Origin of the sequence: Polaribacter sp. Asnod6-C07 (assembly GCF_045063625.1) — a bacterium.
GTDB classification, from domain to species: Bacteria; Bacteroidota; Bacteroidia; order Flavobacteriales; family Flavobacteriaceae; genus Polaribacter; species Polaribacter vadi_A.
Window position 1 is genome coordinate 3,108,168 of the sequence record NZ_JBEFOF010000005.1, and the last position, 25,821, is coordinate 3,133,988.

Below are 25,821 nucleotides of genomic sequence, written 5' to 3' on the forward strand. Positions count from 1 at the left end.
ATATTAAATAACAATAAGATGAAAAAAATTTTAAAATTAGCATATTTATGTGCAGCGTTTGTTTTGTTTGCTTCGTGCGAAAATAATGAGGAAGTTTCAACAACAGGAGAGTTAGTTATAGATTTAACAGGATTAGAAGAATTAGGTTCTGATTTTGTATACGAAGGTTGGTTGATAGTAGATGGTAACCCTGTAAGTACAGGAACATTTACAAGTGTAATTTTTCCTCAAACTTATACTGTAAATAATAGTGATTTAAATTCAGCAAGTACTTTTGTGCTTTCTATAGAACCAGCTATAGATTCAGATCCAGCACCAGCAGCAACTAAATTATTAGCTGGCGATTTTTCTGGTAATTCTGCAAATGTAACTTCAACAGGAATTGTAGCCGATTTTTCTACTTCTTGGGGAAAATATATCTTGGCAACTCCAACAGACGATGATGATTCTAATGAAGCAAGTGGTGTTTGGTTTTTAGATAATTCTTCAGGTAGTGCAGAAGTTGGTTTAGGTTTACCTACTTTAACTGACGGTTGGAAGTATGAAGGTTGGGTTGTTTTAAACGGAACACCAGTAAGTACAGGAACTTTTACAGACCCTGCAACTGCAGACGATAATGCTTCAACTTCTCCATACAAAGGTTTAACTAGTGATGGACCAGCTTTTCCTGGTGAAGATTATGTTATGGGTTCTGCTGCAGGAGTAGATTTTCCTACGGATTTAAAAGATGCTACAATTGTAATTTCTGTAGAACCTTATCCAGATAATAGTGCTGCACCTTTTACCTTAAAACCTTTAGCACACGTGATTCCTGTTGATGCAATGAATCATTCTGTTTTAACTATGGGAACAGGTCCTTTAGTAGAATTAACAGGTACTGTTTCAAGATAAATCTAATAATTAATCAATTATAAAGAGGAAGCTATTATGCTTCCTTTTTTTATGCTTAAAAAGATCTTTTAGTTTTTAAGGCGATCAATCCTAAAATAGGACCAATTGCTAAAACCATAAAAATATAATTTGAATTTGTTATCGTTTTTAAACAATCAATAGTAAGAATACTAATGATTGTTATAGAATAACCAATACAATTTACAATTGTTAAAGCTGTTCCTTTGTCTTTAACAGGTGCATTTTGAGCAACTAAAGTTGAAAATAAAGGTGAATCTGCAATAACAACCATTCCCCAAAAAATTAAAAAAGTAATAAATAGATATTTATTTGAAATTTGAAAAGCAAAAGGAGAAATCAAACAACAAATACAGGAAAGAAAAAGAAAATTATAAGCTGTTTTTTGGACTCCTATTTTTTCTGATATATAACCTCCAAAAACACAAGAAAATCCACCAAAAGCTATAATTATAAAAGATAATATTGGAATATTAAAATTTATTTCTGGATGTAAATCTTTATAAATACTTAATAAAATAGGTACAAAAGCCCAAAAAGTATACAATTCCCACATATGACCAAAATAACCAAATGCTGCTTTCTTAAAATTCACATTTTTAAAAACAGTATAACAAACTGATAAATTTAAAGTTTTACTAGCCTTTCTATAAGGGCCATTTTTAACAAATAACAGCATAATTAATCCTCCAAAAATTGCCAATACAGAAGTAGAAATTAAAACACTTTTCCAAGAATAATCAACTAAAACATCTTTTAATAAATGTGGTAAAGCAGTACCTATAACTAAAGCTCCAACTAAATACCCAAGAGATTTACCTAAACCTTTTTTGTAATAATCTGTAGCTATTTTCATACCAACAGGATATATTCCTGCCAAGAAAAAACCTGTAAGAAAACGTAAGCTCATTAAACTAAATAAAGTTTGATGACTAAAAATACAAGTAAGGTTAAAAACAGAACCTAAAATAGCACTTATAAAAAATACTTTAGATGGTGAAAAACGATCTGCAATTGTAAATAAAGCAAAGACTAAAGTACCACCAATAAAGCCAAACTGAACAGCAGATGTTAAATAGCCTAATGCGTTTTCTTGTAAATTAAAGGTTTCTACAAGGCTATTCATTACTCCATTGCCTGCAAACCATAAAGATGTGCAGCAAAACTGAGAAATTACAATAACAAATAAAATGTGTTTTGATATTTTCATTATACTCTTTATTTTAAGAGTTCTAATGTACTAAGATGTAAATCTTCTTTATCAAATGAGTAAATAGGATCCCTTTCATATACAGATATTTTTTTTATACTTTGCACACTAAAAAAAAGTGTTCCAGATTCATCATCATCTTTATATAATTGAAATTTATCATCATCATTAAAATATCTTATTTCACTTACTTTAAAAACATCATTTCTATTTTTGGTTTCTAAATTATCTAAGATCGATTTATTAATTTTCCCATATAAATAGTTAAGAGTTGTATCTTTTTTCATAATGGTTTCAAGTTCTATATAAACCCAAGTTGTTTCTTTTTTTGTTGGTGTTGTTCTTTTTATTAATTCACCACAAGAGTTTAAAAATAATAATATAGAAAAGAATATAAAATAAGTTTTTTTGTTATTCATTGTTATATTAGTTTGACAACTAATATAACTTAAAATCAAATATGGACTCCTAAAAATTTTTAGAATTTAAAAGGATTTACATCTTCACTCTAGTAAATAAATAATAGATTATCCCTAAATTAGAAATGTCTATTCATTTTTCTTTGTGCTTTTTCATACAATACCAAATTCAAGCAATATTTATTTGTTATTGAATAATTTATAATTAGCTGATTTTTTTTATTAATCGCAAAAAATAAAATAAAACTTAAAGAGTAAAAGAGAATACTTAAGTAAATTATATTACTAATATTTAATTTTAAAACTATTTTAACTTAGTTCATTTATGAATATTAATTCTTTAAGATATTAAATCAAATATCAATTGTATATTTGATTTAATGAAAAAAGTGAAAATTATAGAATGTCCAAGAGATGCAATGCAAGGAATAAAATCGCATTTTATTTCTACAGATAAAAAGGCATTGTATATTAATTCTTTATTAAAGGTTGGTTTTGATACTATAGATTTTGGCAGTTTTGTATCACCAAAGGCAATTCCGCAAATGCGAGATACAGCTGCAGTTTTATCTAAATTAGATTTATCGAAAACAAGTAGTAAATTATTAGCCATAATTGCTAATGTTAGAGGTGCAAATGATGCTTCTAAATTCGAAGAAATCGATTATTTAGGATACCCTTTTTCAATTTCAGAAAACTTTCAGATGCGTAATACGCACAAAACAATTGCAGAATCTATAGATACTTTAAGTGAAATTTTAAATATTGCTGATAAATCAAATAAAGAAGTTGTAGCTTACTTATCTATGGGTTTTGGCAATCCTTATGGAGATCCATGGAATGTAGAAATAGTAGGAGAGTGGACTGAAAAACTTTCTAAAATGGGAGTAAAAATTTTATCACTTTCAGATACTATTGGTAGCTCTTCACCAGAAGTTATAGACTATTTATTTTCTAACTTAATAAAAAAATATCCTGAAATAGAATTTGGTGCACACTTGCATACAACTCCAGATAAATGGTTTGAAAAAGTAAATGCAGCTTACAAAGCTGGTTGTTTACGTTTTGATGGAGCTATTAAAGGTTATGGAGGTTGCCCAATGGCTAAAGATGAATTAACAGGTAATATGCCAACTGAAAAATTATTAAGTTATTTTACAGCAGAAAAAGCTAATACAAATATAAAACCAATGAGTTTTGAAAGTGCATATAATAAAGCCTTAGAGGTTTTTAAGCACTAATTATATAATTAGAATTTTAATAATTTTCTATAAAAAAAAGCCTTACTTAATAAGTAAGGCTTTTATAATTTTTATAAGATTCTATCTTTCTCTACGTCTACGACCAAAACCACCAGATTTTCTATCGCCAGAATTTTTAGATCTATCAGAAGAACGTCTGTCAGATCTTTTTCTACCTCCATCATCACTACTTCCTCTAGATGAATTTTCAGAACTTCTACGTCTACCAAAACCACCATCTTTTTTACCAAAAGGTTTTTTACCACCTCTTCTTCCTCCTCCAGAACGTTCTTTTTTCGTAATTTCTACGTTTACTGAGCGTCCGTCAAAATCTGGTTGATTACTTGAAAAAGCTTCTAATGTTTTGTCTTCGAAATTTTTATCAATCTCAAAGAAAGAAAAAGTATCTAAAATATCAATGGCACCAATTTCAATTTTGTCTCCAATTTCTTGATCATTAATTAATCCGATCAATTTTGCAGGATTTAAGCTGTCTTTTCTACCAATATTGATAAAAAATCGAGTCATATTATCTGCAGTTTCTCTTCTTCTAGAATTATCTCTACCTAAATCATTTAAATCTTTAGCATTTTCATAGTAAGCTAACATTGTGTTAAACTCTAAAGAAACAAATTTTTGAATTAATTCTTCTCTGTTTAAATCTTCTAATTTTTCGTAAATGCTTGGTAAAAATTCATTGATTTCAGATTCGTTAACTTCAGTTTTCTGAACCTTATCAATTAAATTCATTAATTGATTTTGTACAATTTCTTTACCTGTAGGTACTTTACCCTCTACAAATTTCTTTTTAATGATTCTTTCAATAACACGTAGTTTACCTTTTTCTTTTCCGTTAACTAATACTATTGAAATTCCTTTGTTACCAGCTCTACCTGTTCTACCACTTCTGTGTGTATAGTTTTCTATCTGATCTGGTAATTTATGATTGATAACGTGTGTTAATTCAGTAACATCTAAACCACGAGCTGCAACATCTGTAGCTACTAAAATTTGAATTGTTTTTTTACGGAATTTACCCATTACAGAATCTCTCTGTGCTTGAGATAAATCTCCATGTAAAGAATCTGCGTTGTAACCGTCTTTTATTAAATTATCTGCAACTTCTTGTGTTTCTCTACGAGTTCTACAAAAGATAATTGCATAAATATCAGGATTTAAATCTGCTATTCTTTTTAAAGCTGGGTAACGTGTTCTTTCTGTAACAGCATAATATTCGTGCTCTACATTTTCTGAACCTGAATTTTTTTCACCAGAAGTAACTTCTACAGGTTTAGTCATGTAGTTTCTTGCAATAGCTTCTACTTCTCTAGGAAAAGTTGCAGAAAACAGTAAAGTTTGTTTTGTTTCTGGAGTTGCTTCTAAAACTTTATCAAGTTCTTCTTTAAAACCCATATTTAACATTTCATCAGCTTCATCTAATACAAGCCATTGAACGTTTCCTAATTTTAAAGCTCTTCTGTTAATTAAATCTACAGTTCTACCTGGAGTACCTACTACAATCTGAGATCCTCTTTTTAAAGAACGAATCTGTTCTTCCATACTAGAACCACCATATACTGTAGTAACTTTTACGTTTTTTTGATATTTAGAAAAGTCTTTAATATTATTACCAATTTGAACTGCTAATTCTCTTGTTGGTGATAAAATAATAGCTTGAACATTGCTGTTGTTTTCATCTATAAGCTCTAAAATGGGTAAACTAAAGGCTGCAGTTTTACCTGTACCAGTTTGTGCAAAAGCTTTTAAATCTTCTGTAGAAGAAATTATTTGAGGTATTGCTTTTTCTTGAATAACAGTTGGTTTTTCGTAACCTAAATCTGTTAATGCTCTATTTATAGGCTCTTTTAGGCCTAATTCTAAAAATGTTGACATGTCTGTGTTTTTGTAGATTCACAGAACGCCCACCTGCAAATCAAATTATAAATTTTCGACTTGATTTTTTATTGAGTTAAATTATACTCAAAATTAAAATCGTGCAAAGATACTGTAATTTAAATAGATAACTAGCTTTTAAGTTAAAAATTAGTTATTGCTTAATTCTTCTAAATAAGGATTTAAGTTTTTAGATGCAATAGAACCATAACCATTAATAACTTTACCTTGTTTATTTATAAGTACAGAACGTGGCATTTTACTTGTTAAAAAACGATGAGCATCACTACTATCATCTAAATAAAATTGTTTTTTAATATCTAAATTTTTAATTCTTTGTCCGTTTTTACCATCAATCATTATTTGTAAAAATTGTATGTTTGGGTAATTTTTAGTTAAATAAGTCATTCTAGATTCTACGTAAGAATAAGAAACATACTCTGGACTCCAAAAGAATAATAAAGTATTTTTACCTTTAACTACATCAAAAACTCGCAGTTTAAAATCAGAATAATTATTAAAGCTAAAATTAGGTAAACGTGTATCTGCAGTTATAAATTTAGTGTCGTTAACCAATTTTTTCATTAAAGAATTATCTTCTTCATTTGTAGTTAAGTTAAAGAACGTATCAAATGCTTTTGTATTAATATCACAACTAGATTTATTGTAAAAATGACTAATAATAGTTTGTCTTAAAAAAGCATTTTTAGATTTGGTTGTAGAAATTTCTTTATCAATTGTATTTAATAAATCTACTGTAAATTCAGAAGAATATTTATTTTTCATAGGTGCATGACCTAAAGCGTATGTTTTATTGTATAGAAAATTCCTTACATATTGAGAGTAAGGAGGGTAGTACATTAAAGAATCCTTATCTATAGTAATATTTTTTCTGTAATCGTAAAAAGTGTTGTTTAAAGTAGGGAAATTACCATCCGAAGAATATTTAGCATTAATAATAGGGTACCTTTCTATTTTTAAATATATAGGAAAAGTCAATGCTGTTTTTAAAGTTTGTTTAAAACCTAAGGTTTCATCTGGGTGTTTGTCTATATAATCTTGGTAAGTGTTTAGCTTTAATTTTATTAATGAATCTGTTTTTTGTTTAAAATGAACAGGCAAAAGTTTATTGTATTGGTAAAATTGTTTTTTGTCGTTTTCACCTTCTAAAAAACAATCTATTAAAATATTATTTCTTTCTGCTCCTTTACCTGCAAAAACTAAAGATTCATCAAAGTCCCAAGTATTTAAACGTATCATAACACTATCTGCTACTTCTAAATAAATATGTTGATTTTCATTACCATGGTTAAAATAATATAAACCTTCATTTGCATTTTTTATCTCTCCTAAAAATTTATTTTTAGAATCTAATAAAAAAGTGTCTATCACTTTATCCATTGAATATAAAACAATATAGTTAGTTTTCGGATTTATAATTTTACCTCCAAAATATGTAATCGTATTTTTATCTATAGTATTACAACTAATTAGGGCAAGTAAAAATGAAATTTGAACTAAGAGGATTATTTTTTTTGTCATAAAATTTTCTAGCAAATTAAGCACAACAAATTTAATCATACATAAGTGTTGTGTCTGTTAATACGTTGTTAAAAATAAGTGCAATACTTTAATATAGAATAATTCTATTTTTTTCAGAAAAGGGTAATAAAACTAAGTACTTAAGAGAAATCAATTTATTACTTTTGCAGAAATTTAAATTACAATTATGTTATCAGTTTCTAACTTATCAGTACAATTTGGAAAACGTATTTTGTTTGATGAAGTAAATACTAAATTTCAAACAGGTAACTGTTATGGAATTATAGGAGCAAATGGTGCAGGAAAATCAACTTTTTTAAAGATTCTTTCTGGTAAACAAGATGCTACATCAGGTCAAGTACATTTAGAGCCAGGCAAAAGAATGTCTGTATTATCTCAAAATCATAATGAGTTTGATGATTTCCCTGTACTAGAATCAGTTGTAATGGGTAACAAAGAATTGTTTGAAATTAAAAAACAAATAGATGCTTTATATGCTGATTATACTGATGAAAATGCAGAAAAAATTGGTGAACTTCAAATAGTTTTTGAAGAAATGAATGGTTGGAATGCAGATTCTGATGCAGCAGCAATGTTATCTAACTTAGGCATAACTGAAGATTTACATTATACTTTAATGAAAGATTTAGATGGTAAACAAAAAGTACGTGTGTTAATTGCACAAGCACTTTTTGGTAATCCTGATGTGCTAATTATGGATGAGCCTACCAATGATTTAGATTTCGAAACAATTAATTGGTTAGAAAACTTTTTAGCAAATTATGACAATTGTGTAATTGTGGTTTCGCATGACAGACACTTTTTAGATGCAGTTTGTACACATATTTCTGATATTGATTTTGGTAAAATAAACCATTATTCTGGTAATTATACTTTTTGGTACGAATCTAGTCAGTTAGCAGCTAAACAAAGAGCGCAACAAAACAAAAAAGCAGAAGATAAAAAGAAAGAATTAGAAGAATTTATTAGAAGATTTTCTGCAAATGTTGCAAAATCTAAACAAGCAACTTCTCGTAAAAAAATGATTGAGAAGTTAAATGTAGAAGATATAAAGCCATCAAGTAGACGTTACCCAGCTATTATTTTTGAAAGAGATAGAGAAGCAGGAGACCAAATTTTAAATGTAGAAGGTTTAAGTAAAGAATTTGAAGGTGAAAAATTATTTGATAATGTTCACATCAATTTAAATAAAGGAGATAAAGTTGCTGTAATTTCTAGGAACTCTAGAGCTGTTACTGCTTTTTATCAAATTATTAGTGGTAATTCTGAACAAGATGGAGGTAAATTTTCTTGGGGAGTTACCACAACACAATCTTATTTACCATTAGATAACTCATCATTTTTTCAGAATGGAGAGTTAAATTTAGTAGATTGGTTAAGACAATATGCACAAACAGAAGAAGAGCGTGAAGAAGTTTTTTTAAGAGGATTTTTAGGTAAAATGATTTTTTCTGGTGAAGAAGCTTTAAAGAAAAGTAACGTTTTATCTGGTGGAGAAAAAGTACGTTGTATGTTATCTAGAATGATGATGAAAAGAGCTAACATTTTACTGTTAGATGAACCAACAAACCACTTAGATTTAGAATCAATTCAGGCATTAAACAACTCTTTAATTAACTTTAAAGGTACAGTTTTATTATCTACTCACGATCATGAATTTGCACAAACAGTTGCTAACAGAATTATAGAATTAACACCAAAAGGTGTTATTGATAGATACACTACTTTTGATGAATATTTATCTGATAAAAAAATTAAAGAATTACGTGATTCTATGTATGCTTAAAATATATTTGAGGCATTAATTTTATAAATTATAATAAAAAACCTAATCTAAATTAATACTTTAGATTAGGTTTTTTAATTTGCTGTAAATTAGATTTTTAAAATCAAATATTATGAGTTTATATTAATGAAATCTCATTATATTTAACTTATTTTATTTTTTCTGTAAAGGACTAATAATTTTAACATCAGAAAAAGAAATTGCACCTCTTACAACACCATCAATAGTTTTCTTTAAAGCTTCTATCAATTGCATTTTTAATTGCGATTTATGATAAATTAAACTTACTTCTCTTGCAGGTGGAGGAGATGTAAATTCACGTAAATGTTTCTTGTCTTTATCATTTAAATCTAAAGTATGTAAATATGGTAACAAAGTCATCCCTAAACCTTCTTTAGATAGTTTTATTAGTGTATCAAAACTTCCACTTTCTAACTGAAAACCTTTTTTATTATCAATTTTATGAGTTCTACATAAATTTATAACACTGTCTTTAAAACAATGACCATCTTCTAATAATAAAATATCTTCCATTTCTAATTCATTAGAAGAAATGTTTTTGTTGTTAAATAATCGATGATTTTCTGGCACCAAACCAACAAAAGGCTCATAGTACAAAGGTCTTTCTTTAATAGCTTCGTTTTCTAAAGGTGTTGCAGCAATTGCAGCATCTATATGGCCATCAGTTAATTTTCTAGTAATTTCTTCTGTAGTTAATTCTTCTATAATCAACTTTACTTTAGGGTATTTTTTTGTAAAGTTATTTAAAAACATTGGTAATAGAGTAGGCATAATTGTAGGTATAATTCCTAATCTAAATTCGCCACCTATATAACCTTTTTGTTGATGTACAATATCTAAAATTCTATTGCTCTCATCTACAATAACTTTTGCTTGTTCTACAATTTTTTTACCAACTTCTGTTAATTCAATTGGTTTTTTAGATCTGTTAAAAATTTGTACTGATAATTCGTCTTCTAGCTTTTGAATTTGCATACTCAAAGTTGGCTGAGTTACAAAACTATGTTCTGCAGCAACCGTAAAATTTTGATATTCTGCTACAGATAAAACATATTTTAGTTGGGTAATTGTCATGTAATAAAATTTTTTGATAAAGATATTAAATCAATCAATTATAACTATTATTTATAATCATAAATTTCACATAAATTTGAATTATCAAAAATAAAACAAATAAAATGACCAAAACAATATTAGGATTAGACAAAAAAGAAACAGCAAATTTAGTTACAGAATTAAATGGTTTGTTAGCGAATTTTCAAATTTATTACCAGAATTTAAGAGGTTTACATTGGAATATTAAAGGGAAAAACTTTTTTGAATTACACGTAAAATTTGAAGAGTTTTATACAGATTCTCAAATTAAGATAGATGAAATTGCAGAACGTATTTTAACATTACAAGGTAAACCTTTGCATACTTTTACAGATTATATAGATAATTCTTCTGTGCCAGTTGGTAAAGACATTTCTAATGATGTAGATGGAGTAGAGTTAGTTGTAAATTCATTATCAGAGTTATTAAAAATAGAAAGAACTATTTTAGAGGCTGCAGATGAAGCTAATGATGAAGGTACAAATTCTATGATGAGCGATTTTATTGCAGAACAAGAAAAAACAATTTGGATGTTAAATTCTTGGTTAGGTAAATAATTTTGGTTGTTGTAAAACAACAAATAATTTTACATTTTAAAAAGCTTGTTTAAGTTTCTATTTATTAGAAATTTAAGCAAGTTTTTTTTTATATCTGAAAAGAATAACCAATTTCAAAACCTAAAATATTATAACCTGCATTTGGTTGATTAAAATCTAAATTAGAAACGTGGCCAAACAAATTTGTACCTATATATAAATAAGAATTGGCAAAAGTTTGGTAAGAAAAACCGAAAGAAAAATTTTCGATAAATGTAAAGCCCTTTGCAATACGTTCTGTTCTAGTATCAATGTAATTAAAACCTAAACTTAAAGTAGCTTGTAAAGCTAATTTATTTAAAAGTTGTCTTTTTGCAGCAAAACCAAATTCAACCCCATATAAATTCATTTCTTTTTGTTGCGTAAATTCTTCTCTTTTTTCAAGATAATTTCCTACATCTGGTGTAACATATTGCTCGTTAATTAATTGATGTTTTATATATTGAATTTGAGGTTGCACAATCAATTCAATATCAAATTTTCTCCACTTTGTTAATTTGTAAAAAGCCTGTAGTTTATAGGTATTTGTAGAATAATCATAATCAGGATCATCATTTAAAAAATTCTCGTTTGTTGCAGAGTTAAATAAAAAACCAATTTTGTGAGGTTTTAGTTTAGATTTCTTTTTTATTTCCTGAGAAACAATAGAAAAACTTATAAAAAATAACAAAACGATTAAGATATTTTTCATCTTTTAAACAAACATTTTTGCAACAGTTTCAGCTTTTCTACTCTCTTTATAATCATAAAAACCTTCACCAGATTTTACACCTAATTTACCAGCATTCACCATATTAACTAAGAGTGGGCAAGGAGCATATTTAGGATTTTTAAAACCATCATACATTACATTTAAAATTGACAAACAAACATCTAAACCAATAAAATCTGCTAATTGTAAAGGTCCCATTGGGTGTGCCATTCCTAGCTTCATAACAGTATCAATCTCAGCAACACCAGCAACTCCATTATATAAAGTTTCTATAGATTCGTTAATCATTGGCATTAAAATTCGGTTCGCTACAAAACCAGGATAATCATTAACTTCAACAGGAATTTTACTTATTTTTTTAGTTAATTCTACAATAGCATTCATCACTTTATCATTAGTATTGTAACCTCTAATAATCTCAACCAATTTCATAATTGGTACAGGATTCATAAAATGCATACCAATAACTTTTTCTGGTCTTTTTGTAACAGCAGCAATTTGAGTAATAGAAATAGAAGATGTATTTGTGGCTAAAATGGTGTTTGTATCACAAACTTCATCTAATTCTTTAAAAATTTTAGTCTTTAAAGCTGCATTTTCAGTGGCAGCTTCAACAACTAAATCCATATTTTTAACACCATCTTTAATGGTAGTAAACGTTGTAATGTTCTTTAAAGTGGCAGTTTTATCAGCTTCAGAAATTTTTTCTTTAGCCAACATTCTATCTAAATTTTTAGTAATTGTTGCTACTCCTTTTTGCAAAGCAGTTTCAGATATATCTATTAAATGTACGTTATAATTAAATTGAGCAAAAGTATGAGCAATTCCATTACCCATTGTTCCAGCACCAATTACAGCTATGTTTTTCATCAAAAAAATAAATTTTAAATTAATGTTTTGGGCGTTTTAACGGGCTTTCATTACTCGCTTTTTTGTTAAAAAACAAAAAGAGCTCAAACAAACCATTCAATCCCTAACGCACATTTTTGCCAACAAAATACAAAACTAAATATCAGCTTGTGTTTTAAAACAATCAATTACCCATTGTGCAATTCGTAAAGCTTCTGTACCATTTGCTAAAGTTACAATAGGAGTTGTATCGTTTATAATAGCATCTGCAAAAGTTTCTAATTCGTCTAAAATTGCATTATTATTGGTAACTTCTGGGTTTTCGAAATAGATTTGTTTTTCTACACCTTCATCATTTTTTAACACCATTGCAAATTCATCTAAATTTTCTGGAGCATCTTGTATTCTTACAATTTCTGACTCTTTACTTAAAAAGTTTACAGAAATATAGGCATCCTTCTGAAAAAATCTGGTTTTACGCATATTTTTCATAGAAATTCTGCTCGCTGTTAAATTAGCAACACAACCATTTTCAAATTCTATTCTTGCATTTGCAATATCAGGAGTTTCAGAAATTACAGAAATTCCGCTTGCGTGTACATTTTTTACTTTAGAGTTTACACAAGAAAGAATAATATCTATATCATGAATCATTAAATCTAGAACCACAGGTACATCTGTTCCTCTTGGATTAAATTCTGCTAGTCTATGTGTTTCAATAAACATTGGGTTGCTTATTTTGTCTTTTACAGCTGTAAAAGCTGGGTTAAAACGTTCTACATGACCTACTTGCCCTTTTACATGATATTGACTTGCTAATGTTCTAATAGCTTCTGCTTCTAAAACAGTTTTTGCAATTGGTTTTTCAATAAAAATATGACGTCCTTTTTCAATTGCTTTTTTTGCACAATCAAAATGTGATAATGTTGGTGTAACAATATCTACAACTTCTACAGCATCAATTAATTCATCAACAGAATTAAAAGAAGTATAACCAAAATCTTTAACTACTTTTTTTGCATTTTCTTCAGAAGGATCATAAAACCCAACTAAATCGTATTTTAAAGATTGTTTTAATAATTTTAGATGAATTTTCCCTAAATGACCTGCTCCTAAAACCCCAACTTTAAGCATATGTATATTTATTTTTGCCTTTATATTTTGTTAGAAACAAACTTTATTAAAAGATTAGTTTGCTATTTTTCTGATAAAGACGTTAGTTTTTAATTAATGATTTTTTTAAAAAATCAGCTACAAACAAAGATACAATTTTATAAGAGTTTAATTTAATTTATTACTATTTTTAGACTCTTGAAACTGAACCAAAATTGAGAGATACAGCAAAACACCAAGGTCTTCGAAACCAATTAGCTAACGTTTTACAAGCAAAAGGCATTACAGATAAAAATGTATTAAATGCAGTACGTAAAATTCCACGACATTTATTTATAGACTCTAGTTTTGAGTCTCACGCTTATCAAGACAAGGCTTTTCCTATTGCTGCAGATCAAACAATTTCTCAGCCTTACACTGTAGCTTTTCAATCTCAAACTTTAAAGGTTAATAGAGGCGATAAAGTTTTAGAAATTGGTACAGGTTCAGGATATCAAACTGCAGTTTTGTTAGAGTTAAAAGCAGAAGTGTATTCAATAGAAAGGCAACACGAATTATTTAAAAAAACCTCTTTGTTTTTACCAAAATTAGGTTACAAACCAAAGAAATTTATTTTTGGTGATGGTTATAAAGGTTTACCAGAAAAAGCACCTTTCGATAAAATTATTGTAACTGCTGGTGCTCCTTTTGTGCCAAAACCTTTACTATCACAACTAAAAGTAGGAGGTATGCTATTGATTCCTGTTGGTGATAAAACTCAAATTATGACTTTGTTTATCAGAAAATCTCCCAAAGAATTCGAAAAACACGAATTAGGTGATTTTGCTTTTGTACCAATGTTAGAAGAGAGAAATTAATTGCTTTTTATTATTTTTCCTATAGAGCCTTTTTGAGAAGGAATTAGTTTGTAAATAGAATTTGGTTGTAAGTTTTTTATAGATTTATGAGACACAAAAATTATAGCTGTGTTACTTTCTTGGTTAATTTTATTAATTAAAGCTATAATTATTGCTGTACTTTTATCATCTAAATTTATTAAAGGTTCGTCTAAAATTAATAAAGGTGGATGTTTAATCATTGCTCTTGCAATTAAAACTAATCTTTGATTTACATTAGATAAATTTTGAAAAAGTTCTTTTGATTCACTTTCTAAATCGAGTAATTTTAGCCATTCAATTGCTAATTTTTCTTTGAGAATAGAAGGAGTTTTATATAAACCAATACTATCAAAAAAGCCAGAAATTACCATCTCTTTTACAGTAGTATTTCTCTTAAATAATTCTAACATTGAAGGGTTAAAATACCCAATTTTCTCTTTTATTTCCCAAATACTTTCTCCAGAACCCTTTTTTTTGCCAAATAAATAAACTTCTTGCCCAAAAGCTTTTATATTATTGCCGTAAATCATTGATAAAATGGTGCTTTTTCCAGAACCATTAGGACCTATTAATTGCCAAAATTCGTTTTTAGTTATGGTCCAATTAATATTATTTAAAATGTGATTTTCATCATAAGAAACATTTACATTTTGTAGAGAAATTAATTGATTGGGTATGTTTTTATAAAATGTTATTGGCTTAGGTATATTAAAATTAAAAGTGAAAACATCGTCTGTAAAGCTATAATTATCAATAGGAATTATAGTGTTAATATTATCGTTTTCAATTTCAAAATAATGAGTAATTACTGGTAGTATTTCTTCTTTTCTACTAATAATCTGTATTAAAGTTATTTCTTTAGATAAGTTTATAAGTTTTTCTTTTAATTCTTTAACGGAATTTCTGTCTAAACTTTCAAAAGGACTTTCTAAAATTAGAAAATCAGGATTTTGCTGTAATAAGTATTTGAGTAGCGCTTTTTTTTGTTCTCCACTAGAAAAAGTACGGATTGATCTTTTTTCTTTTTTTGTTAAATTATGAGAACTATGTTTTGCCTCATTTTCTATGAATTTGGTTAAAATAGCATTAGAGAATAGAAGTCCTTTTTTGTTATTTAAATTGGTTATTGGATGATTGTCTTTTAATATGTTTTCAATTATTTTACTTTCTCTAGTAAGGTTCTCCTTTTCAAGGATATAATGGAAGTTTTCCATACTTATTAAAATTTATTTAGCCCTTTGCCAATATTTAGTTTTTCCGAAAAGAGAAACTCCAAGATAACCACGAATCTTTAATTTATCTGGTTTTACTAATTTTATATAACATTTATAAATTTTACCATTTCTAGGGTCTAAAATTTCTCCTCCAGACCATTCTTCTTCATTTTTTTCTAAACCAGTTAAAATTTCTAAACCTAAAATAGGTTTATTTTTATTAGCTCCTTCACATTTTTCGCAAATTGCTTTTTGTCTGTTTGGATCAGTAATTTTTAAAATTTTAGCATAAGCTTTGCCATTTTTCTCATACATTTCAATTACAGAATCAACTTTGCCTGTATCATCATTAATAGTATTCCATTTACCAAAAATAGTTTGTGAATTAACTGATAAAGAAATGAATAAAATAATTAAAGTTGAAAGTAATTTTGTCATAATGTATTTGTAATTAAGTGTTTAATTAATTTTATTTTAGTTTCTATCCCAATAAACAGTTTTGCCAAAAATAGGAATACCTGCATAACCTCTTACTTTTAGCTTTTTTGAATTTATGAACTTAATATAAACATTAAAATAATTTCCAGTTCTAGGATCTAATCCATAACCACCAACCCATTTATTGCCTTTTTTGGTTAATTTATATAAGATGTGCATTCCTAAAGCAGGTTTGTCTTTTAAACTTCCTTTACATTCTGTACAAAGTCCGTTTTTTAATTCAGGATCTGTTATATCTATTATTTTAGCAAACAATTCTCCATTTTTTTCATAGATTTCAACTACAGAATCTATTTCTCCTGTTTTTTCATCTCTAGAATTCCATGTACCAAGAACTTCTTGTGCATTCATTGTAATTGTTATAAAAAAGACTAAGATAAAAAATAATCCTTTTTTCATTTTAATCATACTTAGCATCAAAATTATTATCCCATTTACCTTGAACTCTTAAAATCTGTTCAATAATATCTCTAACACAACCTTCACCACCTTTTTTATCAGAAATATATTTAGCAACTCCTTGTATTTCTTGGGCTGCATCATTAGGTGCACAAGGTAAACCAACTAATTTCATAACAGGATAATCAGGAACATCATCCCCCATATATAAAACATTTTCTGGCTGTAAATTATATTTTTCAACCAACTCATTATATTGTTGTATTTTGTTATGAGCACCCAAATAAATATCTTTAATTCCTAAATTTGCTAAACGAGTTCTTACGCCTTCGTTTTTTCCGCCAGAAATAATACAAACGTTAAAGCCTTTATCTACAGCCGTTTTTAAGGCATAACCATCTTTAATATTCATATGTCTAACCAATTCTCCATCAGGCATTATGGTTACCATTCCGTTTGTGAGTACACCATCTACATCAAAAATTAAAGTAGTGATTTTTGGTAATAATTGTTTGTAACTAATTTCCATTTTGGATTGATTCTGTTAAGATTGTATATATTTTTTGTTGATCTTTATTTAGCAAAGCTAAATGATTTTTTATTGTTTTTTGATCTTTTCTTACTGCTGGACCAGTTTGTGCTTTTTCTGGTGATAATACTTTAATTTTTGTCGCAGTTTCTTGTATTAAAGGCATTAAAATTTCGAAAGGCACATTATAATTATTACAAATATCATTCCCAATTTTAAATAAGTGATTGGTAAAGTTATTTACAAAAACAGCAGCAACATGTAATATTTTTCGTTGTTCAGAATTAATAGAGTAGGTTTTATCACTTATTAAATTTGCTAAATTTTCTAGTAATTTATAATCTTGCTCATTTTCTGCTTCCAAGCAAAATGGGACTTCAGAAAAATTGACTTTTTTGTTTTTAGAAAAAGTTTGTAGCATATAAAAAACACCTTTTTGGGTGCTGTTTTTCAATTCTTGAATACTACAAGCGCCAGAAGTATGAACTATAAGAGTGTTATTTATTTTTGATGAAACTTCAGCAATAGCATCATCTGAAACCGCAATAATAGTAATGTCTGCTTTCGGAATATCTTGTAACTTTCTAGAAGATATTTGAGTAACCTGAATTTTATCAATATTAGAAAATACATTATATAAATGAAAGCCTACATTTCCTGTTCCAACAACTAAAACTGATACCATAAAACGAAGATATTGATTTTATAAATAAAACTTAGATTTGGTTTTCATAAATTAGCGATGACAAATTTTATATATGAAAAATTCTAAAAAATTAGGTATAAATACAACTTGTGTTCACGTTGGTGAAGTTATAGATGAACAATTTAAAGGAGCAGTGTCTCCTATATATATGGCAACTTCGTATGCTTTTGATAATGTTGATGTAAAACGTTACCCTCGTTATTATAATACTCCAAATCAAGAAATGCTTTGTAAAAAAATTGCAGCTTTAGAAAATACAGAAGACGCATTGATTTTTAGTTCTGGTATGGCAGCAATTTCATCTGCAATGTTAGCTTTTTTAAAAAGAGGAGATCATGTTGTAATTCAGCAAGTTATTTATGGAGGAACTTATAATTTTATTGTATCAGAATTTGATAAATACGGAATTGAATATTCTTTTACTGAATCTGATAAAGTTGAAGATTTTATCACTTTAGTAAAAGAAAATACCAAAATTTTATATATCGAAACTCCATCAAATCCGTTATTAGGAATCACTGATATGCAAGCCATTGCTGATGTTGCTAAAGAACATAATATCTTAACAATGATTGATAATACGTTTGCTTCTCCTATTAATCAAAATCCATTTAATTTCGGAATTGACATTATTATACATTCTGCAACAAAATATATGGGAGGTCATTCTGATATTTCTGCTGGAGCTATTGCAGCATCTAAAAAACATATTGAGCAAATCTGGAAAACCGCCATTAATTTAGGAGGAAATTTAAGCGAGCAAACAGTTTGGTTGTTAGAAAGAAGTTTAAAAACATTAAACTTAAGAGTAAAAGCACAAACCGAAAATGCTAAAATTATGGCAGATTATTTAGAAGCTAATTCTAATATAGATGCTGTTTATTATCCTGGTTTAAAAAGTAATCCTGGTTTTGAAATTGCGGCAAAACAAATGAAAGGTTTTGGAGCAATGTTGTCTTTTGAGTTATCAGCAAATATAGATCCAATGGAGTTTCAACGAAATTTACAGTTAATAAAATCTTCTATGAGTTTGGCAGGTTTAGAGAGTACAACAGTAAGTCCGGCTCAAACTACACACGCTTTATTAACGGAAGAACAACGTTTGGAACGAGGAATAAAAGATGGATTAATTCGTTTTTCTGTGGGTATTGAAGAAACAGAAGATTTAATTGCTGATATAGAACAAGCCATAAAAAAAGCGAAGATTTAAATATCTTCGCTTTTCGTAGTTTAACAAATTATACACTTTTAAAATGGCCAGATAATTGGCACTAATAATAAGGTTGTAATTATAAATAATATTAAAAGAGGAAAGCCTACTTTTAAATAATCCATAAATTTATAATCACCAGAACTCATAACCATTGCATTTGTGGTTGTACCTATAGGAGTTAAAAACGCTGTAGATGCACTAATTGCAACTGTTATTAATAATGGTTCTGGAGAAATATTTAAAGTTCCTGCAGCTAAAATTACAATTGGCGTCATTAAAACAGCTGTTGCAGAATTATTTATAAACTGACTAAATGTTGTAGTTAATAAGAAAATTCCACCTAATAATAGAGTAGGGTTTCCTTCTCCTAAAAAGCTAATTAAAGAATTAGAAATCATTTCTGCAGTACCTGTTTTCTGAATTGCAACACCCATAGGTATCATTGCAGCAATCATGACTACACTTGTAAAACTGATACTTTTGTAGGCTTTTGTAAATGGTACACAACCAGAAAATAAAACAATACCTGCAGAAATTAATGCTGCAATAGAACCAGGTACAGCTTTAATTACTAAAAGTACAATCATTAAAATTAAAGCACCTAAAGCAATAAAAGATTTTGGTGTAAGTTCATCCACATCTTTTAGCATTTCTTCTGGGCTACCAACAACTACAATATTTTTGTGTTGATCTTTTAATTGTTCAATATTTTCCCAAGGACCTCTAATAATAAAACTATCTCCAGAATTTACTCTCATTTCTTCTTCTAAATAAGGTTCTCTATTTCTAGATGTTGCTAGTAATTGAATGTCATATCTTTTAAAATATTCTTTTAATTTCATTTTTCTACCCACTAAAAAAGATTTTGGAGAAACTAAAACTTCTGCCATACCAACTTCTTGACTAATTAAGTTGTTACGTAATTCGCTTTTAGCAGATTCTTTGGTTAATAATCCTAAATTAAATTCAATCATTAACTTATTAATATCTTCAGTATTACCTTTAACAGTAATAATGTCATGGTATCTTAACTCAGTTTCATTTTCAGGAAACTCTATATATGGTTGCGTACCTTTTAATCTATTTGGATGTCTTCTTTTTAAACGAATTACATTAATATGGTATTTATTTTCTAAATCCCAATCACTTAATTTAGTGTCTATTAAAGTTGATATTGAACGAATTCTTAATCTGTAATAATCGTTATCAATTTGATAAGCTTCAATCCATTCGTGTAAAGTTGAATCTATATTAATAGGTTTATTATTTGTTTTATTAGTTGGTAATAATTTAAAACCAAAGTATCTAAAATAAATTAGTGCAATAATTAATAACGGTAAACCAATTAGAGCAAATTCAAAGAAAGAAAAACCTTCAAAACCAGCTTCTATTAAAGCATTATTAGCAATAATATTTGGAGGTGTACCTGTTAAAGTTAATAAACCACCTGTATTAGAACCAAAAGCAACAGGTATTAATATTTTAGAAGGCATTGTACCAATACTCCAAGCAGAAGAAATTGTAGCAGGTAATAAAGTAGCAACTGTACCTGTATTACTAACAAATCCAGATAACACACCAGAACCTAAAGTTATAATTACAAGTAATTTAGGTACACTTTTACCAGCCAACTCAATCAGTTTTTTACCAGCTAAAGCAGTCCAACCAGTTTGCGACAAACCTTCTCCAATAATAAAAAGAGCAGCAATCATAATTACAGTAGGATTGCTAAAACCGCTAAGAGTTTCACTTAAATTTAAGATTCCACACAAAAACAAACTTAGCATAGAAACTAAGGCTACTACATCTGGAGAGTATTTACCCCAAACAAATAAACCAATGGTAATAACAAGAATAATCAGCATTAAAGTCATAATTTATTTTTTATTTTGATATTGTAAAATTACCATCAATATACATCCGTTTTTATGACAGTTATCATACAATCAAAAATCATTTAATTTTTATGAAATCAATAAAAAAGACATTCGATTTTTAAGATTTTAAAAAGAGAAAACGTAATAGAAATTTAGTAAAACAAATAAAACGCTTTAAAAAGATTATTTTTGTTTAATAGTGATAAATTATAATAGAAAAATATTTTTTGTTTGATGTACATTTGTCATTTTTAAAACAATTAGTAATGAAATTAGATATTTTAGCCTTTGGTGCTCATCCTGATGATGTAGAGTTAGGAAGTGGTGCTACAATTGCCAAAGAAATTTCTTTGGGTAAAAAAGTAGGAATTGTAGACTTAACAAGAGGTGAACTAGGTACAAGAGGTTCTGCAGAATTAAGAGATTTAGAAGCAAAAAAAGCAGCTGAAATTTTAGGAGTAACTGTTAGAGAAAATTTGGGTTTTGCTGATGGTTTCTTTATAAATGATAAGAAACATCAATTAGAGATTATAAAAATGATTCGCAAATATCAACCAGAAATTGTGTTATGTAATGCAATTGATGATAGACATATAGATCATTCTAAAGGAAGTCAATTAGTTTCTGATGCTTGTTTTTTAAGTGGATTAATAAAAATTGAAACAGAAGTAGAAGGAAAGCTTCAAGAAAAATGGAGACCTAAACAGGTATATCATTATATACAATGGAAAAATATTGAGCCAGATTTTGTAATTGATGTATCAGGTTTCATGGAAATTAAAGAAAAAGCAGTTTTAGCGTATGCTTCTCAGTTCTTTGATCCAACAAGTAATGAGCTAGAAACACCTATAACAAGTAAGAATTTTACAGAAAGTATAAACTACAGAGCAAAAGATCTTGGAAGAATAATTGGTGTTGATTTTGCAGAAGGTTATACATCAGAACGTTACGTGGCTGTAGAAAATTTAAGTAAATTAATTTAATTTTTTTCTTTTCAGAATTCAAAAATTAATTATATTTGCACCCGCAAGTTACATGGTGGTTGTAGCTCAGTTGGTTAGAGCGTCGGTTTGTGGTACCGAAAGTCGCCGGTTCGAATCCGGTCTTCCACCCAAAAGTATTAAATTAAAAAGCCTATCTTAACAGATAGGCTTTTTTTAGGGGTAAAGTGGATTTAATTGATTCTTTTTCATTTAATCAAATATCGAAGGTTTAACTTTAAAAATACTGCTAGGGAACAATATGTTTTTTGTTAAACTCTAAATAATACGATGGGCTCGTTAATTAGAATTCTTAACAGAATCTTCAATATTTGATAGTTTTTGAACAATGTCTTTAGATAATTCTTGAAACTGTTTCATAACTATGTTTTTTATATGTTGCTCAATAGGGGATTGAACTTTTAGGGGTACATAATTATTTTTATATTTTGCATTACCTTTAAATAACCATAATGGGTCTATACCTTCTATGTTATCTATAATTGCAAGCAAAATAGTTTCATTAGGTTTTTTTGTATAATTAACTACTGCACTTATCAATTGTTGTGAAACTCCTATGAGTTCCGAAAACTGTCTTTGATTTAATCCAGTATCATTAAAAACCTTTATTACTCTATCAGAACGTTGTTTATCTTCATCTTTCATAATAACACTACAAATGTAGTGTATTTTTACCACAAACAATGTGAAATAGGTAAAAAAATAATAATTTATTTTACTCTTATGTATAATATATTGATAACGAGTATTTTGCAAATATTATTTAAAACAAAAAAAAGCTTACAGTAAGTAAGCTTTTTTTGGGGGTAAGGGGATTTACCTTAATATAAAACCAAATATCAAAGATGTCATCTTATAAATACTGCCTAGGGAACAATATAAATTAGATTTGTAAGTTTTATAACTACGATGGGCTCGTTAATTAGAATTCTTTACAGAATCTTCAATATTTGATAGTTTTTGAATGATATCTTTAGAAAGGTCTTCAAACTCTTTTCTAACTATAGCTTTAATGTGAAGCTCAATAGGGGATTCAGCTTCAGGAGGAGCATAGCTTTTTTTATTACCTCCAGTGCCAGTTAATAACCACATTGGATCTATATCATTTATTTTATCAATAATAGCGAGTAAAATAGCCTCATTAGGCTTCTTTGTATAATTGATTACTGCACTTACCAATTGTTGCGAAACTCCTATGAGTTCAGCAAATTGCCTTTGGTTTAATCCAGAATCATTAAATACTGAAATTACTCTATCAGAACGTTTTTTATCTTCAATTTTCATAGCGTGAGGGACTAACACTACAAATGTAGTAAATATTCACTACAAACAATGATTATTTTAAAAAAAAGTTTTATTTATTTTTCAAAGCAGCAATAATTTCGCTCTTTTTCCTTACTGATACTGGGATGTTAGAAGAATCATTTAATATTAAATAACCTCCATCAGACTTAATAAATTCCTTAATAAAACTCTTATTTACTAAATGACTCTGATGAACTCGTAAGAAATTTACCTCTTTTAAGATGTCTGAGTAATACTTTAAGGTTTTAGATACAAGTATTTTGGTATTATCTTGTAAGTAGAAGGTTGTGTAGTTATTATCAGACTTACATCTTACTATATTTTCAATATCAACAATAATAATCTTTTCTGATGTGTGTAGTGAAAGTCTTTTTGGTTTTTCAGTAGGTTGTGTAACTAACTGTTTTAAAACGCTTAATTGCTCTTTTTTAGGTTTTATTTGTTCTTTAGCTTTAGTGATTGCATTTGTTAATTCATTAATAGAGTAGGGTTTAAGAATATAATCGATAGCAGCAAACTTAAAAGCTTTAATGGCATATTCATCGCTTGCAGTAACAAATATAACCTTAGTATTTAAGTTAGGTACAATTTCTAAAATATCAAAACCAGTACCATCTCCTAACATAATGTCTAGAAAAAGTAAATCTGGTTCTAGTGATTGTAACTGTTTAGAAGCCTCAACAACACTAGAAGCTGTGCCTATGATTTCTATTTCTGGATGATTCCTTTCTATATCATTAGATAACATCTCTAAAGCTTCAGGAATATCATCTACCACAAATGATGTAAGCTTTTTCATAATTGGAGTATTTGGTTTTAATAGTCTGTTTTTAAAGGGATTCTAAAATTGACTTCTGTCCCTTTAATCTCTTTATTTTCTTTAATCTCAGTTATCTTTAGATTACTTTTAGTGCTAATTATATATAATCGCTCTTTGGAAACCTTTAAAGCGACTGATTTGTGATGTGAGTGTTGTTTTTGCTTCTTTGATTGGTTAATTCCTATTCCATTGTCCATAATACGACAAAGTAAAAAATGATGTTTTACTTCAAAATTAATGATTATTTCACCTTGTTTGTTTTTCTGGAAAGCGTGTTCTATTGAATTCTCTACAAATGGTTGTATTAACATTGTAGGGATTAGTATTTCTTCTGAATCTATGTTATTTAGATGTGTGTTAATTGAATAGCTAAATGATTTAGAACTCATTCTTTGCTCAAGTTCAATATAATTCTTTAAAAGGTCTATTTCTTCTTGTAAAGTAATCTCTTCTTTTCTAGAATTGTTTAATATACCTCTTAATAAGACAGAGAATTTAGAAATGTTATTATTCAATTCATCTATTTTACTAGCATTTCCTAAAGCTTTTATTCCATTTAGTACATTAAAAATAAAATGAGGATTCATTTGCAATTGTAGAGCTTTTTGCTCTAAAGTAAGTAAACGATTTTTTAATTTTAGTTGATCTACCTTTTCTTTATTTTTTTTATTGATGTTTTTAATATAGAAATGGAGTAAAGTGTAAGATGTTACTAAAAATGTAATGATAACAGCAAAAACAAACCAAGCTTGTTTATAAAAAGGAGCATCAATAGTAAAAGAAAAGGATTTAAAATCGCTTTCTAGAGTGTTAATCTTTGATTGTACTTTAAAATTGTACTTACCTGCATTTAAATTAGGGAAATTGACAGTGTTATTAGTTGACCAAGAAGAAAGTTTACCATTTAATTGATATCTATATTGTATTTTTTTAGGATTAGATAAATCAATAGTTTTAAATGATATTGCAATGTTATTTTCTGAATTTGAGAGTTTTAAGTTATTTACCACAAATAAGGATTCTTGATTTTTGTGGTTTATTTGTAGGTTTTCAAAATGTATTAGAGGTCTATGAGTTGTTGTTGTTGTTGTTAGATTGTTTTGAATCACATATACTCCTTTATTTGATGCTATATATTTAGCACCTTTTTCATCTTTGAAAACGGAATTAATTTGATTTGTTTCTAATGAATTGTACTTATTTATTTTTTGTTTAAAGCTGAAAGAAGGAAGTGAAAAAACTTCAATTCCGTTTGTTTTTGAAGTTACCCAAAGCTCATTTTTTAATTTTTTTACAGATGAAATATTGCTTATAGTTTCAATAATATCTGATATAGAATCTTGTTTAATTATTAATAATTTATTTTTTGCTGTAGCTGCTATTACTGTGTTTTGGAAAATCTCTATTGAATTTGTTTTTTCTTTATTAAATAAATTTATATTATTAAAATTGAGTATGTTATCAACTTTAATTAAACCTTTACTTGATGATAAAAAATAAGAATTATTAATATAAATAATATCATTTATAATTGAAAAATCTATTGTAGAATTAATTTTAACTGGTGTTAAATTATTATTTTTTAAACTATAAATTCCTTCTATAGTACCTACAAAAACATCATTTTCATGAACCAATGTTTTTAGTACTTTTTTAGAAGAGTATGTTTTTTCTGAAGATTTATTTTTAATAAATAATCCATTTTCTAAACCAGAATAGATAACATCATTTTTACCAATAAAAAGATTGGTTGTTTTTAATTTATGGATTTGAATAAAATCATCCCCATCAAATTTTACCAAACCTTTTTCTGTGGCAATCCATAAATAACCAATTTTATCTTGTTTAATATCATAAACAATATTGCTTGGCAATCCATCTTTGATGGTTATATTTTGAATTTCATTTTGAGCAACAAGGTTTATCGCTAAAAAAATGAGAATTAAAAAAATGTTTTTTTTAAGAATAGACATA

Annotated in this window: 25 protein-coding genes and 1 tRNA gene; 8 read left to right on the forward strand and 18 right to left on the reverse strand. The window is 27.7% G+C overall.

Going from position 1 to position 25,821, the window contains the following annotated elements:
• The first annotated feature begins 18 nt into the window (after positions 1-18).
• On the forward strand, positions 19-891 hold the full coding sequence (locus ACJJVK_RS13485) for an anti-sigma factor (protein WP_405566711.1): 873 nt from the start codon (positions 19-21) through the stop codon (positions 889-891).
• Positions 892-946: 55 nt separating this feature from the next.
• Here ACJJVK_RS13485 and ACJJVK_RS13490 read toward each other — a convergent pair whose 3' ends face one another.
• Positions 947-2,119, reverse strand: a complete 1,173-nt coding sequence (locus ACJJVK_RS13490) for a nitrate/nitrite transporter (RefSeq protein WP_405566714.1) — start codon at positions 2,117-2,119, stop codon at positions 947-949.
• An 8-nt stretch (positions 2,120-2,127) separates the two neighbouring features.
• Positions 2,128-2,538 (reverse strand): hypothetical protein, encoded by a 411-nt coding sequence (locus tag ACJJVK_RS13495; RefSeq protein WP_405566717.1) that lies wholly within the window; start codon positions 2,536-2,538, stop codon positions 2,128-2,130.
• A gap of 380 nt (positions 2,539-2,918) precedes the next feature.
• Here ACJJVK_RS13495 and ACJJVK_RS13500 point away from each other — a divergent pair, with 380 nt between their 5' ends.
• A complete protein-coding gene (locus tag ACJJVK_RS13500) occupies positions 2,919-3,779 on the forward strand; it encodes a hydroxymethylglutaryl-CoA lyase (protein ID WP_405566719.1) in 861 nt (286 codons plus the stop codon).
• 81 nt (positions 3,780-3,860) lie between these two features.
• On the opposite strand, the gene ACJJVK_RS13505 is transcribed toward ACJJVK_RS13500, so the two are convergent.
• Positions 3,861-5,672 carry a DEAD/DEAH box helicase gene (locus tag ACJJVK_RS13505; protein ID WP_215995474.1) on the reverse strand — a complete coding sequence of 604 codons (1,812 nt, stop codon included), beginning with the start codon at positions 5,670-5,672 and terminating at the stop codon, positions 3,861-3,863.
• Between the two features lie 150 nt (positions 5,673-5,822).
• The gene (locus ACJJVK_RS13510; protein ID WP_405566722.1) at positions 5,823-7,214 is read right to left on the reverse strand and encodes a TlpA family protein disulfide reductase; all 1,392 of its coding nucleotides are present in this window, start codon (positions 7,212-7,214) and stop codon (positions 5,823-5,825) included.
• Positions 7,215-7,401: 187 nt separating this feature from the next.
• On the opposite strand from ACJJVK_RS13510, the gene ACJJVK_RS13515 reads away from it, so the two are divergent.
• Entirely contained in the window at positions 7,402-9,021 is a 1,620-nt protein-coding gene (locus ACJJVK_RS13515; RefSeq protein ID WP_215995472.1) for an ABC-F family ATP-binding cassette domain-containing protein, read from the forward strand.
• Between the two features lie 153 nt (positions 9,022-9,174).
• Here ACJJVK_RS13515 and ACJJVK_RS13520 read toward each other — a convergent pair whose 3' ends face one another.
• Positions 9,175-10,116, reverse strand: coding sequence for a hydrogen peroxide-inducible genes activator (locus ACJJVK_RS13520; RefSeq protein ID WP_215995471.1), 942 nt, complete (start codon positions 10,114-10,116; stop codon positions 9,175-9,177).
• 104 nt (positions 10,117-10,220) lie between these two features.
• Here ACJJVK_RS13520 and ACJJVK_RS13525 point away from each other — a divergent pair, with 104 nt between their 5' ends.
• Positions 10,221-10,694 carry a Dps family protein gene (locus ACJJVK_RS13525; protein WP_215995470.1) on the forward strand — a complete coding sequence of 158 codons (474 nt, stop codon included), beginning with the start codon at positions 10,221-10,223 and terminating at the stop codon, positions 10,692-10,694.
• An 88-nt stretch (positions 10,695-10,782) separates the two neighbouring features.
• Here ACJJVK_RS13525 and ACJJVK_RS13530 read toward each other — a convergent pair whose 3' ends face one another.
• From ACJJVK_RS13530 to ACJJVK_RS13540, 3 genes are all read right to left on the reverse strand, one after another.
• Positions 10,783-11,424: an acyloxyacyl hydrolase gene (locus tag ACJJVK_RS13530; protein ID WP_405566726.1), complete on the reverse strand. Its 642-nt coding sequence runs from the start codon at positions 11,422-11,424 to the stop codon at positions 10,783-10,785.
• A gap of 3 nt (positions 11,425-11,427) precedes the next feature.
• Complete coding sequence (locus ACJJVK_RS13535; RefSeq protein WP_405566729.1) at positions 11,428-12,315, reverse strand: 3-hydroxybutyryl-CoA dehydrogenase; 888 nt, start codon at positions 12,313-12,315, stop codon at positions 11,428-11,430.
• A gap of 135 nt (positions 12,316-12,450) precedes the next feature.
• Positions 12,451-13,428 (reverse strand): Gfo/Idh/MocA family protein, encoded by a 978-nt coding sequence (locus ACJJVK_RS13540; protein ID WP_405566731.1) that lies wholly within the window; start codon positions 13,426-13,428, stop codon positions 12,451-12,453.
• A 194-nt stretch (positions 13,429-13,622) separates the two neighbouring features.
• Between ACJJVK_RS13540 and ACJJVK_RS13545 the strand changes: the two genes are divergently transcribed.
• Positions 13,623-14,264: a protein-L-isoaspartate(D-aspartate) O-methyltransferase gene (locus ACJJVK_RS13545; protein ID WP_405566733.1), complete on the forward strand. Its 642-nt coding sequence runs from the start codon at positions 13,623-13,625 to the stop codon at positions 14,262-14,264.
• Here ACJJVK_RS13545 and ACJJVK_RS13550 read toward each other — a convergent pair.
• Genes ACJJVK_RS13550 through ACJJVK_RS13570 form a run of 5 tightly spaced genes read right to left on the reverse strand, consistent with a single transcriptional unit; the run spans position 14,261 to position 17,610 of the window.
• Complete coding sequence (locus ACJJVK_RS13550) at positions 14,261-15,499, reverse strand: ATP-binding cassette domain-containing protein (RefSeq protein WP_405566735.1); 1,239 nt, start codon at positions 15,497-15,499, stop codon at positions 14,261-14,263. The genes ACJJVK_RS13545 and ACJJVK_RS13550 overlap by 4 nt on opposite strands.
• 12 nt (positions 15,500-15,511) lie before the next feature.
• Positions 15,512-15,937 carry a DUF2147 domain-containing protein gene (locus ACJJVK_RS13555; protein WP_405566738.1) on the reverse strand — a complete coding sequence of 142 codons (426 nt, stop codon included), beginning with the start codon at positions 15,935-15,937 and terminating at the stop codon, positions 15,512-15,514.
• 36 nt (positions 15,938-15,973) lie between these two features.
• Positions 15,974-16,396 (reverse strand): DUF2147 domain-containing protein, encoded by a 423-nt coding sequence (locus ACJJVK_RS13560; RefSeq protein WP_215995464.1) that lies wholly within the window; start codon positions 16,394-16,396, stop codon positions 15,974-15,976.
• A gap of 1 nt (position 16,397) precedes the next feature.
• A complete protein-coding gene (locus tag ACJJVK_RS13565; protein WP_215995463.1) occupies positions 16,398-16,925 on the reverse strand; it encodes an HAD family hydrolase in 528 nt (175 codons plus the stop codon).
• Positions 16,915-17,610, reverse strand: a complete 696-nt coding sequence (locus ACJJVK_RS13570; RefSeq protein ID WP_405566741.1) for a Rossmann-like and DUF2520 domain-containing protein — start codon at positions 17,608-17,610, stop codon at positions 16,915-16,917. The genes ACJJVK_RS13565 and ACJJVK_RS13570 overlap by 11 nt, the downstream gene beginning before the upstream one ends.
• A 73-nt stretch (positions 17,611-17,683) precedes the next feature.
• Between ACJJVK_RS13570 and ACJJVK_RS13575 the strand changes: the two genes are divergently transcribed.
• Positions 17,684-18,841, forward strand: a complete 1,158-nt coding sequence (locus ACJJVK_RS13575; RefSeq protein WP_405566744.1) for a trans-sulfuration enzyme family protein — start codon at positions 17,684-17,686, stop codon at positions 18,839-18,841.
• A 38-nt stretch (positions 18,842-18,879) separates the two neighbouring features.
• Here the strand turns inward: ACJJVK_RS13575 and ACJJVK_RS13580 are convergent, their stop codons facing one another.
• On the reverse strand, positions 18,880-20,709 hold the full coding sequence (locus ACJJVK_RS13580) for an SLC13 family permease (protein ID WP_252726867.1): 1,830 nt from the start codon (positions 20,707-20,709) through the stop codon (positions 18,880-18,882).
• Positions 20,710-20,987: 278 nt separating this feature from the next.
• Here ACJJVK_RS13580 and bshB1 point away from each other — a divergent pair, with 278 nt between their 5' ends.
• Both bshB1 and ACJJVK_RS13590 read left to right on the forward strand, forming a co-directional pair.
• Positions 20,988-21,704: a bacillithiol biosynthesis deacetylase BshB1 gene (gene bshB1, locus ACJJVK_RS13585; RefSeq protein ID WP_405566748.1), complete on the forward strand. Its 717-nt coding sequence runs from the start codon at positions 20,988-20,990 to the stop codon at positions 21,702-21,704.
• A 54-nt stretch (positions 21,705-21,758) separates the two neighbouring features.
• Positions 21,759-21,834 (forward strand) — tRNA-His (locus tag ACJJVK_RS13590).
• A 167-nt stretch (positions 21,835-22,001) separates the two neighbouring features.
• Here ACJJVK_RS13590 and ACJJVK_RS13595 read toward each other — a convergent pair.
• The 4 genes from ACJJVK_RS13595 to ACJJVK_RS13610 all read right to left on the reverse strand — a co-directional run bounded on the left by ACJJVK_RS13595 (position 22,002) and on the right by ACJJVK_RS13610 (position 25,820).
• Positions 22,002-22,367 carry a helix-turn-helix transcriptional regulator gene (locus ACJJVK_RS13595; protein ID WP_215995458.1) on the reverse strand — a complete coding sequence of 122 codons (366 nt, stop codon included), beginning with the start codon at positions 22,365-22,367 and terminating at the stop codon, positions 22,002-22,004.
• A 273-nt stretch (positions 22,368-22,640) separates the two neighbouring features.
• On the reverse strand, positions 22,641-23,024 hold the full coding sequence (locus ACJJVK_RS13600; RefSeq protein WP_215995457.1) for a helix-turn-helix domain-containing protein: 384 nt from the start codon (positions 23,022-23,024) through the stop codon (positions 22,641-22,643).
• Between the two features lie 52 nt (positions 23,025-23,076).
• Positions 23,077-23,826 (reverse strand): LytR/AlgR family response regulator transcription factor, encoded by a 750-nt coding sequence (locus tag ACJJVK_RS13605; protein WP_405566751.1) that lies wholly within the window; start codon positions 23,824-23,826, stop codon positions 23,077-23,079.
• 17 nt (positions 23,827-23,843) lie between these two features.
• On the reverse strand, positions 23,844-25,820 hold the full coding sequence (locus ACJJVK_RS13610) for a histidine kinase (RefSeq protein ID WP_405566754.1): 1,977 nt from the start codon (positions 25,818-25,820) through the stop codon (positions 23,844-23,846).
• Position 25,821 lies beyond the last annotated feature (1 nt).

Excerpts from the sequence above, each read along its gene's own strand:
- ACJJVK_RS13485 (WP_405566711.1), top strand. The coding sequence starts at position 19 with ATGAAAAAAATTTTAAAATTAGCATATTTATGTGCAGCGTTTGTTTTG.
- ACJJVK_RS13490 (WP_405566714.1), bottom strand. The coding sequence starts at position 2,119 with ATGAAAATATCAAAACACATTTTATTTGTTATTGTAATTTCTCAGTTT.
- ACJJVK_RS13495 (WP_405566717.1), bottom strand. The coding sequence starts at position 2,538 with ATGAATAACAAAAAAACTTATTTTATATTCTTTTCTATATTATTATTT.
- ACJJVK_RS13500 (WP_405566719.1), top strand. The coding sequence starts at position 2,919 with ATGAAAAAAGTGAAAATTATAGAATGTCCAAGAGATGCAATGCAAGGA.
- ACJJVK_RS13505 (WP_215995474.1), bottom strand. The coding sequence starts at position 5,672 with ATGTCAACATTTTTAGAATTAGGCCTAAAAGAGCCTATAAATAGAGCA.
- ACJJVK_RS13510 (WP_405566722.1), bottom strand. The coding sequence starts at position 7,214 with ATGACAAAAAAAATAATCCTCTTAGTTCAAATTTCATTTTTACTTGCC.
- ACJJVK_RS13515 (WP_215995472.1), top strand. The coding sequence starts at position 7,402 with ATGTTATCAGTTTCTAACTTATCAGTACAATTTGGAAAACGTATTTTG.
- ACJJVK_RS13520 (WP_215995471.1), bottom strand. The coding sequence starts at position 10,116 with ATGACAATTACCCAACTAAAATATGTTTTATCTGTAGCAGAATATCAA.
- ACJJVK_RS13525 (WP_215995470.1), top strand. The coding sequence starts at position 10,221 with ATGACCAAAACAATATTAGGATTAGACAAAAAAGAAACAGCAAATTTA.
- ACJJVK_RS13530 (WP_405566726.1), bottom strand. The coding sequence starts at position 11,424 with ATGAAAAATATCTTAATCGTTTTGTTATTTTTTATAAGTTTTTCTATT.
- ACJJVK_RS13535 (WP_405566729.1), bottom strand. The coding sequence starts at position 12,315 with ATGAAAAACATAGCTGTAATTGGTGCTGGAACAATGGGTAATGGAATT.
- ACJJVK_RS13540 (WP_405566731.1), bottom strand. The coding sequence starts at position 13,428 with ATGCTTAAAGTTGGGGTTTTAGGAGCAGGTCATTTAGGGAAAATTCAT.
- ACJJVK_RS13550 (WP_405566735.1), bottom strand. The coding sequence starts at position 15,499 with ATGGAAAACTTCCATTATATCCTTGAAAAGGAGAACCTTACTAGAGAA.
- ACJJVK_RS13555 (WP_405566738.1), bottom strand. The coding sequence starts at position 15,937 with ATGACAAAATTACTTTCAACTTTAATTATTTTATTCATTTCTTTATCA.
- ACJJVK_RS13560 (WP_215995464.1), bottom strand. The coding sequence starts at position 16,396 with ATGAAAAAAGGATTATTTTTTATCTTAGTCTTTTTTATAACAATTACA.
- ACJJVK_RS13565 (WP_215995463.1), bottom strand. The coding sequence starts at position 16,925 with ATGGAAATTAGTTACAAACAATTATTACCAAAAATCACTACTTTAATT.
- ACJJVK_RS13570 (WP_405566741.1), bottom strand. The coding sequence starts at position 17,610 with ATGGTATCAGTTTTAGTTGTTGGAACAGGAAATGTAGGCTTTCATTTA.
- ACJJVK_RS13575 (WP_405566744.1), top strand. The coding sequence starts at position 17,684 with ATGAAAAATTCTAAAAAATTAGGTATAAATACAACTTGTGTTCACGTT.
- ACJJVK_RS13580 (WP_252726867.1), bottom strand. The coding sequence starts at position 20,709 with ATGCTGATTATTCTTGTTATTACCATTGGTTTATTTGTTTGGGGTAAA.
- bshB1 (WP_405566748.1), top strand. The coding sequence starts at position 20,988 with ATGAAATTAGATATTTTAGCCTTTGGTGCTCATCCTGATGATGTAGAG.
- ACJJVK_RS13595 (WP_215995458.1), bottom strand. The coding sequence starts at position 22,367 with ATGAAAGATGAAGATAAACAACGTTCTGATAGAGTAATAAAGGTTTTT.
- ACJJVK_RS13605 (WP_405566751.1), bottom strand. The coding sequence starts at position 23,826 with ATGAAAAAGCTTACATCATTTGTGGTAGATGATATTCCTGAAGCTTTA.
- ACJJVK_RS13610 (WP_405566754.1), bottom strand. The coding sequence starts at position 25,820 with ATGTCTATTCTTAAAAAAAACATTTTTTTAATTCTCATTTTTTTAGCG.